At 34.8% G+C, this 14,595-nt stretch carries 12 protein-coding genes and 1 pseudogene; 6 read left to right on the top strand and 7 right to left on the bottom strand.

The window, feature by feature from the left end; genetic code table 11:
- Positions 1-47: 47 nt before the first annotated feature.
- Entirely contained in the window at positions 48-2,387 is a 2,340-nt protein-coding gene (locus FD31_RS05085; RefSeq protein ID WP_057891688.1) for an L-type lectin family protein, read from the bottom strand.
- Positions 2,388-2,573: 186 nt separating this feature from the next.
- Positions 2,574-4,889 (bottom strand): L-type lectin family protein, encoded by a 2,316-nt coding sequence (locus FD31_RS05080; protein WP_057891687.1) that lies wholly within the window; start codon positions 4,887-4,889, stop codon positions 2,574-2,576.
- Between the two features lie 256 nt (positions 4,890-5,145).
- Here FD31_RS05080 and FD31_RS05075 point away from each other — a divergent pair, with 256 nt between their 5' ends.
- Positions 5,146-5,589, top strand: a complete 444-nt coding sequence (locus tag FD31_RS05075; RefSeq protein ID WP_057891686.1) for a MarR family winged helix-turn-helix transcriptional regulator — start codon at positions 5,146-5,148, stop codon at positions 5,587-5,589.
- A gap of 160 nt (positions 5,590-5,749) precedes the next feature.
- Here FD31_RS05075 and nrdF read toward each other — a convergent pair whose 3' ends face one another.
- From nrdF to nrdH, 4 genes are read right to left on the bottom strand one after another with little or no spacing between them, the layout of a single operon-like run.
- Positions 5,750-6,775 carry a class 1b ribonucleoside-diphosphate reductase subunit beta gene (gene nrdF / locus FD31_RS05070; RefSeq protein ID WP_057891685.1) on the bottom strand — a complete coding sequence of 342 codons (1,026 nt, stop codon included), beginning with the start codon at positions 6,773-6,775 and terminating at the stop codon, positions 5,750-5,752.
- 15 nt (positions 6,776-6,790) lie between these two features.
- Positions 6,791-8,968, bottom strand: a complete 2,178-nt coding sequence (gene nrdE, locus FD31_RS05065; protein WP_147007386.1) for a class 1b ribonucleoside-diphosphate reductase subunit alpha — start codon at positions 8,966-8,968, stop codon at positions 6,791-6,793.
- Positions 8,949-9,323, bottom strand: coding sequence for a class Ib ribonucleoside-diphosphate reductase assembly flavoprotein NrdI (gene nrdI / locus FD31_RS05060; protein WP_057891684.1), 375 nt, complete (start codon positions 9,321-9,323; stop codon positions 8,949-8,951). Before nrdI ends, nrdE begins: the two co-directional genes overlap by 20 nt.
- 1 nt (position 9,324) lies before the next feature.
- Positions 9,325-9,555 carry a glutaredoxin-like protein NrdH gene (gene nrdH / locus FD31_RS05055; RefSeq protein ID WP_057891683.1) on the bottom strand — a complete coding sequence of 77 codons (231 nt, stop codon included), beginning with the start codon at positions 9,553-9,555 and terminating at the stop codon, positions 9,325-9,327.
- Between the two features lie 269 nt (positions 9,556-9,824).
- Between nrdH and FD31_RS05050 the strand changes: the two genes are divergently transcribed.
- Both FD31_RS05050 and rhuM read left to right on the top strand, forming a co-directional pair.
- Positions 9,825-10,451, top strand: a complete 627-nt coding sequence (locus FD31_RS05050; RefSeq protein ID WP_057891682.1) for an LVIS_2131 family protein — start codon at positions 9,825-9,827, stop codon at positions 10,449-10,451.
- Positions 10,452-10,716: 265 nt separating this feature from the next.
- A pseudogene (gene rhuM / locus FD31_RS14565) lies at positions 10,717-10,812 on the top strand (RhuM family protein); the annotation flags it as partial.
- A gap of 104 nt (positions 10,813-10,916) precedes the next feature.
- On the opposite strand, the gene FD31_RS14390 reads toward rhuM, so the two are convergent.
- On the bottom strand, positions 10,917-11,126 hold the full coding sequence (locus FD31_RS14390) for a hypothetical protein (protein WP_057891681.1): 210 nt from the start codon (positions 11,124-11,126) through the stop codon (positions 10,917-10,919).
- Positions 11,127-11,210: 84 nt separating this feature from the next.
- Here FD31_RS14390 and FD31_RS05040 point away from each other — a divergent pair, with 84 nt between their 5' ends.
- The 3 genes from FD31_RS05040 to FD31_RS05030 all read left to right on the top strand — a co-directional run bounded on the left by FD31_RS05040 (position 11,211) and on the right by FD31_RS05030 (position 14,512).
- The gene (locus FD31_RS05040) at positions 11,211-11,768 is read left to right on the top strand and encodes a guanylate kinase (protein WP_057891680.1); all 558 of its coding nucleotides are present in this window, start codon (positions 11,211-11,213) and stop codon (positions 11,766-11,768) included.
- Positions 11,769-11,978: 210 nt separating this feature from the next.
- The gene (locus FD31_RS14325) at positions 11,979-12,692 is read left to right on the top strand and encodes a C40 family peptidase (protein WP_057891691.1); all 714 of its coding nucleotides are present in this window, start codon (positions 11,979-11,981) and stop codon (positions 12,690-12,692) included.
- A 992-nt stretch (positions 12,693-13,684) separates the two neighbouring features.
- Positions 13,685-14,512, top strand: a complete 828-nt coding sequence (locus tag FD31_RS05030) for a MurR/RpiR family transcriptional regulator (protein ID WP_057891679.1) — start codon at positions 13,685-13,687, stop codon at positions 14,510-14,512.
- Positions 14,513-14,595 lie beyond the last annotated feature (83 nt).

Genomic DNA, 14,595 nt, shown 5'->3' with positions numbered 1-14,595 from the left:
GTAACCAAGTTTAAGAAAGAACCAAATAAATTGCGTAACGCCTTTTTTTATGGTGTATCTAGAAGTGACCAGATGATATCACCAGAATAAATACCATTTGTATTCTCTTTGTCATTAAATAGTAGAACTCCGTCGTTAGAATTCCAAGTTTTAACAATATCTGTGGAATCAGATTCATCAGATTCTTTGATGTGGCTAGCGATTTGTACTGGTGTTGTTTTAATATCTTCATCTTTTCCATTAGGATGACGAAAGAACAAATTTCCATTTAACTTCGTTTTTTTATCGCTATTAAGGATTAATCCTTTAGAACTCGCTTTAACATACCAATGACTACCTTTTTTTCGACTATCATTGACTGTAACTTGCCAAGGTCCTGTTCGGGACACCACTTGAGAAATATTGGAATTTGATATTGTTTTGAAAGTAACATTTTGTTGAACATCTCCAAAAGTTAGAAGACCACCTATGGAGATTATATGGCTAATATGATTACTTTCTAAAATAGATTGACCATCGTTATAAGTTACATATAAATAAAGTGTATTTAATTCTTTTATTGAACTTCTGTTAATGGTTAAACTAAATTTTCCATCTGAACCAATTTTTCCTCGTGGAATAGTTTTTTCTTCTGTTCCATTGTCATTTTTGAGAATCTGATGAATTTCCATATCGCTATATTTGTTACCAAATCCGTTATAGTTTACTTGTTCCTCAATTTTGATATCGTCATTCGACGCGGGGTTAACAGTAATATATTTATCAGAAATACGATTTAATGTTAATTTTTTTGGAATAATTTCAAATGATTGAGTATCTGCCCCTGTAATAAGGGTATCACCTTCAAAAGAGGCATGAACAGATGGGACCTTTAAATTTGTTGAACCAGTTGCTACGTTTACTCTGCCTCTGAGTTCTATTTGTGCAGTTCTACTAGTAGAACTTAATTTTTCGGGTAGATCATATTTAAGTTCATGAAGTTTATTATTTTTAATATTATCAAAAATATCTTTTGGAATAGGTTGGGCAGATTTATCATCTTGAGAATCAGGATAAGTGATGGATCCACTATCGAATTCGATATTATCAGGAATTTTCATTGTAGAGGTTACCTTATCCCAATCTTTGTTCCATCCTTTATAATTCAAGGAGAATGTGTATCTGATTTCAGAGTTAGAGTCAACGGTTTTGTGTGAGTCATTTACCTCTAAATTTCTTGAATCGTCGTATATGCTAGATTTAACTTTAGCATCTGCAAATGAAGGAAGAGATTCAAAAATGATTAAGTTATTTTCAGAGTTATCACCAGTTGAACCAGTGAACCCCCAATATATATTTTTTTTATTATCCTTTAATCCAAAGTAATTGGTGTCTATTGTATACGAGTAAGTGTAAATGGTGGATAAAGGGAAACCTGATTTAACGTCCTTATCATCATAGGCGTATGTTAATGTTCCCTTAGTTTCATTGATAGGCTTCCAAGTTATTGTAATATGATGCCATTTATTATCTACTAATCCAATTCCAGAATTAATTTTTTTTAAACCATCCTTATCATTAGGCATAATATGACTTAGTATAAAATAATTTTGTTTTTGTGTATTTTGTTGATGGATATAGGTTTTAGGATTTGCAGGATAATTTGCTGCAATGTGATGAGTACTTATACCAGTGTCAAAGGCGGTACCTTTACCTGTTAGATTATTGAAATAATGATCAGAATAGGTATCGAACTCTAAAGCCCAACTATTCTGAATAGCATCTCCTGATAGTTTATTTTTGTCATCATTTGATATATCCCAATCTGGTCCCCATACACCTAAGGATTGCCCATCTGCTGGTATGCCTTTATCTGATAGAGCAATAGAATTTACACCATTGGGATCATTTTGAAGAACAAAGGCCATGCCATCACCAACAAGGGGGGAAACTGTTGTATTTGTATTATAATTTTTTCCAAAATAAATCCACATTGATGCGGTTTGTTCATGGCTTATATCAAAGTAATTAAGTTTTGACATATTACTCCAAACTGCTCCTGTTTGGTGTGTTGCGTCGGTTAATTGAATTATGCTAGTATTTGGACTTTTGGGATTTTTGGATTGAACAATTTTAGAATGATTTATCAATCTACCAGGGTCATCGATTACTTTGGTAATATCAAAATTTTGAATTGAATGATTTTTTTTTCGTTGTTCCGAGGCTTGATGAAAATCAGCAATAGTAAATGCATCATTATTCCAATTTAATCCCCTCGGTGCGGTTTGGATTGCTTTTTCTAAGTTATCATTTTTTTCTTCAGCAATTACTGTATTATAATTGCTACATAACAAAAATATAATGAAACAATTTGATAATAGTATTTTTAAAAATTTTAAATGTAACATAAAAATCCTCCTTTCATCAATGATTATTTATCCTAAAAAAATATTAACAAAAATGACATTTATTTACTCCTGTTTTCCAGAAAAAAGCTATTGTATTTTCATATAAAAGAAATGAACGATTAAATACAAATCAATTATTCCTGTTATCAAAAAAAGACAACTGAATTTATTTCAGTTGTCTTTTTCTTAAATATTGGGGATAGAATCTAACAAAATCCACTGGATCTCGCCTTGATAACTTCCTTCTACATTGCCATTTTCCATTGATAATAAAATGCCGCTATTTGTTGTCCATGAATCGGTGATGTTTTTCGTTTGTGATTCTTCAATGTCTTTTGTATGTGTAGCAACGTTGATGGCATTATTAAGTAGATTATGGTCTTTGCCAGATGAATCACGATAAATTAGATTTCCTTTTAGTGGTGTTTGAAGATCTTCTGTCAGTATCAAATCAGATGCTTTTGCTTGAACAGTCCAATTGCTACCCATTTCCCGACTATCGACGACATCAATTTGCCAATTATCTTTTCGAGGGATGATTTGATTGCCAAAAGAACCGTTGGTTGGTTTGAAGAGAACTTGGTCCTGAATGTATCCAAAGGATAGCAGGCCACCAACGTTTATTTGTCTAGTAATAGAATTACTAGTATTTCCTAAACTATCAGTGACATAGAAGGATAAAGTGTTAATTTTATTAAGCTGATCGGCATTGAAATTCAGATTAAAATTGCCACTGGAATCGACAATTTTTCCTAGATTTGTTGTTGTTCCGTTTAATGTTTGGTAAACATTCATTGTGGTGAAGCTTGGCACTGAACCAGTACCAACGTAGGTAACTTTACCTGGAACAGTAGTGCTTTCGTGGGGCTTTAGAGTGATTGGATTGGGTGATGAACTTTCCAAACTCAATTTGCGTGCACGGATTTTGAAAGCTTGAGTATCAGCACCTGTAATTAAATTATCTCCTTCAAAAGATGAATGTACTGAAGGAACAGTCAGTTGTGTGGGTGCTTTGGTGACCGTGTGACCTTTTAATTCAATCTGTGCGTTACGACTGTCAGGGTCCAGTCCTTCAGGAAGTAAATATTCTAATTGACTGTTTGTGACGTTTGAAAATACTTCAGCAGGGATAGGTCGAGGATTTTTATTAGTTGATGATTCGGGATAAGTAATGGTTCCACTTGTGAAAGTAACGTTATCCGGAACTTTCATTAAAGCATTGATATTGTTCCAAGTTCTAGTCCAACCTTTGTAATTTAACGAATAAGTGTATCTGATATCAGCATTAGGGTCGACAAGGTTGTTACTATTAGTGATTTGTGTTCCACCTTGAGTATCGTCATAGACAGCTGATTTTGCTTCAGCGTCAACGAAAGAAGGGATGGATTCGAAAACAATTAAGTTGTTTTGGTAATTCTTACCAGTTGATCCTGTGAAGCCCCAATATAATTTTTTGTTTGTGCTTGTTATACCTAACTTTGGTAAATCAATTAAGTAGGTTTCTTGAGCTTGGGGTGTCAAAGGAGTTCCTGTTGTAGGATTTTTATCGTTATAAGCATACGATAGATTACCACTGGCATCATTGATTGGAGTCCATTTAATCGTTATATGGTGCCATTTACTATCAACTAAATTTGTTGGAGGAGTGGCGTAGGTTGAAAATATGTTGGGTTGTTTGTGTGCCATTGTAAAGTAATTCCTACCACTGTTACCCGTTCCGTTAGTATATATAGTAGGGTCAGCTGGATAATTTGCTGCAATATGCTGATCAGAACGTTGGAGATTACTACTAATAGTATTATCAAATGTATTACCTTCTCCAGTAATATTACTAGTTTCGAAATTGGAGAAAGTATCAAATTCTAAGGCCCAACTTTTTTGAATGGCTGTTTTTGACAATTGTTCTGGTCTATCATTTTTTATTTGCCAGTCTGCTCCCCAAACACCTAAGGATTGTCCATTAACAGGAATACCGTCTCCAGAAAGAGCGATGGAATCACCACCATTGGGGTCATTGTGAAGAACAAAGGCCATACCATCAGCAGGTGTTACACCACTAACTCTACCGAAATAAATCCACATAGATGCAGTTTGCTCGTGTGTGGTGTCAAAGTAATTATCATTCGCCATATTTCCCCAAACAGCCCCAGTCTGCCAAGTAGCATTAGTCATTTGAATAACACTAGTGTTGGGAGTATTGGGATTAGTCGATTGAGTAATCTTAGCATTGTTAGTTCTACTAGCATTTTGGGCGACTAGAGTATTACTGTTATTTCCGTCAGAAGTACCGTTAGCTACACGATTTTGGTAAGCTTTAGCAAAATCAGCGACAGTAAAATCGTCATCTCGCCAAGCTAATCCTTTTGGTGTAGTTGCTAATGCGTTTTGAAAATCGGTGTTGGCGTCGGCAGCTTTAATGATTGTAGCAGGATAATTAATTATTAGTAGAAATATCCCGATACAAATAAGTGTGATTTTTTTGAAAACGTTTAACCTCGACATGATATATCCCCTCACATGTACAAATTCCTCTTACAGAGCAAAGTGTATCAAAAATATACATTATGTACACGTAAGATAAGTTTAAAATCCATTGTATTTTTATATAAATAATATAATAAATAAATGTAATTATTAATAATCAAAGTTATAACAGGTTATTTATTTAGTTATCCAATTGTGCAAAATAGAATAATTTACAATTTACTTTAAAAAGCATAGAATACAAGGTAAATATGGCATTAGAGGAGGAATTAAGATGGAAATAGATACAACTCAACCACTTCCTTTGGACGATCATTTGTGTTTTTCACTTTATGCAACATCGCGTGCGATTCAAAAGCTGTACCATGATGGATTAAGTGCAAATGGCATTACCTATCCACAATATTTAGTCCTTGTTTCTCTGTACCAGTATAAAAACTTGTCAGTTAAAGAATTGGGTGAATTATTGTCACTGGATTCTGGAACCTTAACACCTTTGTTGAAACGTTTGGAAAATGAAGGTTTAGTTGTTCGCAAACGTAGCAAAGAAGACGAGCGAGTCGTTAATGTCTATTTAACCGAAGCTGGTATTCAAAAACGTGAAGCAGTTAAGGATTTACCTAAGGCATTAGTTGGAAAAAGTGGTTTCACTAAAGAAGAATGGAACACTCTAGAAAGCCTTTCGAAAAAACTTTATAAGAATATAACTAAAGGTTGAAAGAATCAAAACATACTTTAAGTCTTGATATTCTAAATATTATTGACGAAAAAATAATCAAACTAAACAGTCAATACTCCAATTTATTTAACTTTCAACCTTCAGAGAATATAACAAAATAAGGACCAATCTACATTGTAGATTGATCCTTATTTTGTTATTATTTTAATTTTTTAACTTTATTGAACAGTGAACTACTGTCAGGCGTTTTATTGTCACCAGTCCGACCGATATCATAATCGGAGTCCTTCATGGCTTCAACTTTACCCATCAAGTAACCATTACCAACTTGCGAGAAGAAGTCGTGATTACTTGTACCGGTTGAAATACCGTTCATAACGATAGGATTGACATCTTCGGCGTTACCATCTGGGAACAATGGCTCTTGACCAAGGTTCATCAAAGCTTTGTTGGCGTTATAACGGAGGAAGACAAGCACTTCATCGACCCAACCAACTTCCTTATACAATTCACGAGTATATTTCTCTTCATTATCATAAAGAGTATAGAGTAAGTCGTACATCCAATCTTTCAATTCAGCCTTTTTATCATCACTGAGTTCATTAAATCCTAGTTGGAATTTATAACCGATATAAGTTCCGTGAACAGACTCGTCACGAATAATCAGCTTGATAATTTCAGCCACGTTAGCTAACTTGTTGTTACCAAGATAGTAAAGCGGTGTATAGAAACCTGAGTAGAATAAGAAACTTTCTAGGAAAACACTGGCAACTTTCTTTTGAAGTGGTTCGCCATTTTGATAAATATCATTGATGAACTGAGCCTTTTTTTGAAGATACTCATTGTGATCAGTCCAATCAAAAATTTCTTCAATTTCTTCAGCTGAATTAAGTGTACTGAAAATGGATGAATAACTTTTGGCATGAACTGATTCCATGAATTCAATGTTATTGAAGACAGCTGTCTCAGCTTGAGTTCTAGTATCTTTTGACATAGCTTGAATACCATCTTGTGATTGAAGGGTATCCAGTAGTGTTAAACCACCAAAGACGTGTCCAACAACTGTTTGTTCGGCTGGACTTAGTGTGCGCCAGTCATCTAAATCATTTGAAAGAGGAATACGTGTGTCCAACCAAAATTGTGAAGTTAACTTTTCCCAAGTTTCCTTATCAATTTGATCTTCCAACTTATTCCAGTTCATTGATTTGTAATATGTATCAACCATTTTCAAAAATTCCTCCTAGATTGAGCAGCTTTCACACTCGTTACTGCCGATTTCATCATTGTTCTCAGTAAATGTTCTGACATAGTAAAGGGACTTGATGCCCTTGTAGTAAGCGTAGTTACGTAAAATACTTAAATCACGTGTTGTTTGCTTGGTATCGTCGGCAGCTTTCCAATCGTAAATTCCAGCTGGAATCTCAGAACGCATGAAGAGTGTCAAACTCATACCTTGATCGATATGTTCTTGAGCTGAAGCGTAAGTATCAATAACTTTACGCATATCAGTGTCATATGCTGACTTGTAGTATTTGATTGTATCATTGCTTAAAAATGGTGCTGGGAAGTATAACTTACCGTTTTTCTTTTCTTGACGTTCTTCAACTAGACGCGTTACGGGTTGCAAACTAGCACTAGTATTGTTGATATAAGAAATTGAACCAGTAGGTGCAACGGCTAAACGATAGGCGTTATATAATCCATCACGCATAACATTTTGTTTAAGTTGGTCCCAATCAGCTTGTTCAGGGATAAAGATACCCTTGAATAAATCTTTAACGAGAGCAGATTTAGGAGCGTAACTATTAGTAACGTATTTGTCGAAGTATGATCCGTCGGCATATTTTGACTTGTCGAAATTATGGAAAGTTTCTTGACGGTCTTTAGCAATTTCATTACTTTCAACCAAGGTCCAATAGTTAAGCAACATAAAGTAGACGTTGATGAATTCAATAGCTTCAGGAGAGCCATATTCCAAATGATTGCATGCTAAGAACGTGTGAAGTCCCATAGCTCCTAAACCGATTGAATGGCTCATCTTGTTACCATTGGCAACAGGGGGAACAGCTGTGATGTTTGAAGCATCACTGACAAATGATAAGGCACGTGTCATAGCACGAACTGATTTACCAAAATCAGGGCTCTTCATCATATTTAAGATATTGGTTGAACCAAGGTTACAACTAATATCTGTTCCTAATTTAGTATATTCTTGAGCATCGTTTAATTCAGAAGGTACTTGAACTTGTTGGATTTCAGTACACAAGTTACTCATGATGATCTTACCGTCAACTGGATTTTCACGGTTAACAGTATCAATGTTTAGCACGTATGGGTAGCCAGATTCTTGTTGTAGTTTACTGATTTCATCTTCCAAGTCACGAGCTTGAATTTTATATTTTTTGATGCGATCATCTTGAACCATTTTGTCGTAATCTTTTGTGATATCGATATATGAGAAGGGTTTACCGTAAACCTTTTCAACTGAATAAGGACTGAATAAATACATATCTTCGTTATTACGAACTAATTCATAATACTTGTCCGGAACAATCACACCGAGTGACAAGGTCTTAACACGGACTTTTTCATCGGCATTTTCTTTTTTAGCAGATAAGAAATCAATAATGTCGGGATGGAAGACGTTCAAATAAACGGCACCAGCACCTTGGCGTTGACCTAATTGATTACTGTAACTAAAACTATCTTCGAGCAACTTCATGACAGGTAGAACACCGGATGAAGAGTTATCGACACCTTTAATAGGAGAACCTGATTCACGCAAATTAGAAAGCGTAATACCAACACCACCACCGATACGTGATAGTTGTAAAGCACTGTTAATTGTTCGGCCAATACTGTTCATATCGTCAGTGACTTGGAGTAGGAAACAAGAAACATACTCACCACGGCGCTTACGGCCAGCATTTAAGAATGATGGTGTAGCGGGTTGGTAACGTTGGGCAATCATTTCAGTAGCTAAAGATTTAGCTAGATCTTGGTCACCATGAGCAAATAAAAGAGCATTAAAAAGAATTCTCATCTCATAATTTTCGAGATAATAATTGCCATCGTTCGTATGTAAGGCATATTGGTTATAAAATTTATAAGCAGCCATGAATGACTGGAATTGGAAATGTTGATCTAACAAATAGTTATATAAACTTTCGATGAATTCATGTGGATATTCATCGACAACTGATTTTTCAATATAATCATGTTCAACAAGGTAGTCAATATGGTCCTTGAAGGAAGCAAATTTTTTAAGGTTAGGCTCCACATTCTCAGAGAAAAAGGCTTTAACGGCTTCTTTATCCTTATTTAAAGGAATTCTGTCGTTCACGGGGATGTTGATTTCGTTATTTAATTTAAAATAACTAATTTTGTCTGCATCAAGGTTATTTAATCCCAATTTCATTCACTACTTTCTTAAAGTTTTCGACATCTTTTTGGGTACCGTTGAATTCAAATTGGAAAACAACCGGTACATTTAAACCAGCGGCGATATCTTTAGCCGTGTGATTATAAAGTGTATTAAAGTTACGATTACCGCCACCAGCAACACCAACACAATTCTTGGCATTATCTTCATATTGAAGAAAATCGATGACAGAATCCATCATATCGTCGTCATAAGCAGGGACAATAAGAATAAATGGCCGACCCATTTGATAAAACGGATCGGCGTCGGTAATTTCATATCCATCTATTCCGAGCTTATTAACAAAACGCTTTGTTTGACCTGTTATTGAATAATAAGCTATTTCTTTCATGTTAGTCCACGAGCTCCTTTAAGCTATCTGGACGGAAACCGACGATTGGGTCCATAGTTGTATTCATAACAACCGGCACACTTTGGAAACCTTGTTGTTTAAGAGCATCTAGGTATTGTGGTTGTTGATTGATGTTTCTTTCTTCAAAAGGAACGTTGTGTTCTTTAAGATATCTCTTTGTCATTTTGCATTGCATGCAGTTATTTTTACTATATACGATTACGTTGTTCATGTTATTACTTCCTCTCAAGTGCTATTCTCAACTAGTATAATCATTTGAAATCTGAAACACAATATATTGTGTTCGATATAACGGTCATCACACGATATAGCGTAGTTATGTCGTCATTATAAAAAGTCGACAAACGTATGTGCCCACACATTTTTTACCGTTTCGCATCTCATTTTCAAATAATTTTTCGATTCGTGGTAAAATTAGCGTAATGACTATTATAGAGTTATGAAGTGTTTAAGACAATTAATTTTAGTTGGGAGAAAACTATGAGTTCTTGGAATTTTGTGGGAATAATTGCGTGGATCGTGGTAATCGCGCTCTTAATTTTTGTAGTATTTAATATTAGAAATCGTCATTTAAAAATTTTAGTCGTAAAAAAGGGTAAAATCACTGGGGCAACAATTTTAACTGACCTAGTTGAAATTTTAGTCGTTATTTTAGCTGTCAGCGGTCTATTATATACAAGTTTATTTACGAAAGTTGATTTAACTAATAAAAATGAAGTGGCAGTCTCATATAAATACGATCCAATGATTGTCCAGACGACAAATGATGGACAAGGTTATTACGTAAAGATTGATAAGAAGGAATCCAATACTGCAACAGATGTTTATCAATATTGGATCAATAATTCAACATATACTGTTTCAAGTCGGAATGCGACAATTTCAGACGCAACCTTACCGTTCACTGTTTCAGGATTACATTTGAACTGGCCAATGAAGAAAATCACAAAACTAGATAATAAATATCAAGATGCATATGTTATTACGGTACAAGCTAAATATAAGAATAATTTCATCAATGGTTTAGGACTAAAAGCCAACCGTTATGCAATGGAATACCGAGTATTAAGAGTTCCAGCCCGTTCATTTATTAATGTTGAGAAGTAATTTTTATCTAGAGTATTAATCATTTATGAAGTTTCAAATATTAATTAATAGTTGATTTAGAGAAATCGATTATACAGATTAAATAAATGAATTTGAAAAATATACACTGTTTTGCATTTTGGCACTCACAAACGTAAGTTGTGGGTGCTTTACTGTCTAAATTATAAGTAGGCATTTAAAAAATATTTTTGAAACTCAAGAGTTGCCTGAAGTTACGAGTGTTGCAAAAATTGCAAATGTCGTAAACAATGGGGTTTTCGGCAATATGTCAAAAGATATAAACTATTATAATTTGGATACAATCATTTTTGTGGGTTATCGTGTAAATTCTATACAAGCAACTCACTTTAGACAATGGGCTACAAAAGTATTAAATAATTTAGAATTATTTTTCTCACCTATAAGTAAACGGCTAAAAAAAGAAGCTGATCAACTTAATGACCAGCTTCTTTTTAATCGGATTAATTATTTAGCTTTTTTGATTTTCTTGATGCTAACAACAATCTTGTTATTCAATTCTGTTTTATTAGAATTGTCTTTAGGATCATTCTTAACAATTTCCATCAAAGCTGAGTGTTCGTAAATCTTCTCAACTTTACCTTGGAATGGGTAATCCATATCTTCATCAACGGAGCAATCGTAAACAGTACCAACTTTTAAGTCTTCTATTTTCATATGTAAATTCTCCTCGGATTAATTACTTAACAGACTAGTATAATAATATAGTAGAAGAAATATTTCAAACATAGGAGTCCTATAATGGATAAAAAAATTATTGTTATCACTGGAGCAAGCGGAACTGGGAAAACAACAATTAGTAAATATTTGCAAGATACCTATCATATACCGAGTGTTATAACTCACACTACTAGATTACCACGTGTGGGCGAAAAAGATGGTGTTGACTATCATTTTGAGACAAAAGAAAGCTTTTTAAAGAATCATTACCTTGAAAGAGTCGAATATAGTGGTAATTGGTATGGATCATCTGAAGAAAGTCTCAACGAAACTTGGAAAAAGTATGATGCGGCCAGTATCGTAGTTGATACAAAAGGAGCAGCTTCATATAAAGAAAAGTATGGCAATCAGGCTGTGGTTATTTTTCTAGAAGTAGATTTGGAAACTGTAACACAAAGATTGGCTGATCGTGGGGATGATATTTCACGGTTAAAGGCTCGAATTAGCAGTGATGAATTCCATCGAGATCTCAATATTCCCGCTGAATTAAGGGGCAAATGTTATAAAATTACTAATAATAACATAGAGATAACGAAAGAAAACGTTAACAAAATACTAAAAAGCGAAAATATCAAATAATATAACATTTCACAATAAAGCTCTAACCACTGGTACACATGTGGTTAGAACTTTATTACTTTGTGAACATCAAAGTGTAACATTCTTATACAATTGCTGTAACATTTCTGCAATATTCGGAGAGTATTATAGTCATCGTTGAGTGATAAGAAATTAATTAAGAAAAACTTAAAAAATAAAAAAAACAAACCATTACGGGGGATTTCAATTTTGAATACTAACGTTAAAAAGAGTCTTATTTCATTTACAGCTGCTGCAGCTTTGGCAGTTACAGGTTTAGGTCTATCAAATGCTTCTACAACAAAGGCTGCATCACAAGTAGTTACTAATGCTCCTTCTGCTGTACGTACAAAGACATTGTCAGCACTTTACACAACACCATCAGCAAATGGTAAGAGTTCTGGTCGTGCATTGTCAGCTAACACAGCATGGGCTGTTGGCCAAGCTGTTACAGACGATTCAGGTAACACATGGTACCTTGTAGGTGCTAACGAATGGGTTAACGCTAACGATGTTACAGACATGGCTGCAGTTACAGAATCAGCTTCATCAGATGACAAGTCAGCAACTGCTGATAATGTTATCAGTACTGCTAAACAATACTTAGGTACACCATATGTATGGGGTGGTAAGACACCTTCAGGTTTCGACTGTTCAGGTTTCACATCATACGTATATCAAGAAGCAACTGGTAAGAACATTGGTTCATACACAGTAGCTCAAGAAGGTGCCGGTACACAAGAAGCAGTTTCTCAAGCATCAGCCGGAGATCTATTATTCTGGGGTAGCAAAGGTTCAACTTACCACGTAGGTATCTACTTAGGTAACAACCAATACATCGCTGCACCACAACCAGGCGAATCAGTTAAGATTTCAACAATCTCAGGTTACTTCATGCCTTCATTCGCTGTTAAGGTTCTATAATACACATTCAAAATTAAAATCATTCACGTATAAAGATCGTCCGTCAGGGCGGTCTTTTTTTATGCCGTCTCCAGAACCGAGAAAAACTTAACTGGCTGTGCGGACCGGAGCGAGCCAAGGTCTCGCTCCTCGGTTTGAAGCCTTGCAAGCAAGTCTCCAAACACGCCCGGTGCTGTAATGCCGAGAAAAGCACTCGACATAACACCACTTTCACTGCCAGTTAAGTTTTCTCGGTTCTTCCGACTAGTTGGTTGGGATTTTAATATTTCTCATTTATAAAAATATGTTTTATATTCCAATTATCCAATTTTAAATAATCATTAAGGGTACCGGTTTACTAAATTGTAGACTATACATAACGTTTTAAACTATCTGAAATCTGAGTAAAACAGCTGCCCTAAACAAATAAACTAGCCGGAGGGTGCGAGAAAGAAAGCCAGCAGTGAAGGTGGCGTTAGAGCTTTAGCTCTTACACCACGGACGTATTTTGAGATTCGCGTACTTTGCGAAGCTCAAAATCGAGACTTGAGACCTTGGCTCAAGTCGGTCCCACAGCAGGCATTCTTTCTCGCACCCTCCGGCGGCACCACAAAAAAAGATTCACCAATTCTTCATAATTTGTTATAAATTTATTCGTATTTAAAAGTTATTATTTAAGCATAGTCAAAGAGAGGAAGAGGTGAATCAATGGAAAGATAAAGCTTCACAGAGAGCTAACCCTTTAAAAGATAATTATTGAAAACAATGAATAGAAATAACCCCTTAAAACATATATACAATGAAAAATTAATCCCCTTATAAAAAAACTTAAACTTCAAATATCTCCCCCCTAATAGATAAAGAAGTTAAATAAAAGATGACTATTCCCCCGTAGTTAATCTTCAAAAGAAAGAAGTTGATATTTATCATACTATTAAATATCATGGCAGCCTGCTTATTAGCAGGCTTTTTTGCTGCTCAAATTTTGATAGAATAGGAGTAGAGGAAAAACTATGCAAAATATAATCGATGTCATTTATAATAAATTGCCACATATGTCTGTGACCGATAGAAAAATTGCTCAAGTGGTCTTACAACAGCCCAAAGCCGTTGTTGACTATACGATTTCACAGCTTGCCCAAACGGCGGCTGTCAGTGAAGCATCTGTCTCACGTTTTTGTAAAAACTTGGATATTGATGGTTTTCATCAGTTAAAAACACGTTTGGCTCAAGTGTCGGATGAGGAAAATGTGGCAGTGACGATCGATGATGATGTCCAACAAGTTTTAAAAAATATTACTGACAACAAGAATATTGAAATCAGCAATACTTTGAAAAATTTGGATACTACTAAACTTAATCAGGTCCTAGATTTGATTAAAAAGGCTCGGTTGATCCAAGTAGTTGCTGAAGGAAATACGTATCCAGTAGCGATTGATGCGGTTTATAAGTTCAACCAGATTGGTCTGTTAGCTATTAGTGATGCCGCTTTTGAAACGTCTTTGGCCCAGACGTTGAATATGAATCGCCAAGATATTTTAATAATCATTTCAAACTCCGGTGAATCTAAATCATTGATGAAACAACTTAAAGTCGCCCAGGAGCAACAAATTAAGGTGATAGCCATTACTAATCGTGAAGATTCACCCATTGCTCAAAAGGCTGATTTTCACCTGAAAACGTATGTCCGTGAACAAATTTTTCAATCTGAATATTATTTTTCCAGAATTGCTGCCTCAACGATGATTGAAGCCATTTTCTTATTGTTGATAGGACAAGATAAACAGACATTAGCCAAAATTGCGCATCATGAAGAATTAATTTCTGATCGAAAGATTTAGTATCCTGCTTGACAGGGTACTTTTTTTATTTTAATATGAAAATGAATTTCAGATATAAAAATAATATGAAAATATATTTCTCA

Source organism: Companilactobacillus nantensis DSM 16982 (assembly GCF_001435815.1).
In the GTDB taxonomy this organism is placed as follows: domain Bacteria; phylum Bacillota; class Bacilli; order Lactobacillales; family Lactobacillaceae; genus Companilactobacillus; species Companilactobacillus nantensis.
Note: the sequence above shows the minus strand (reverse complement) of the source record. Positions and strands in the feature narration are given on the sequence as shown.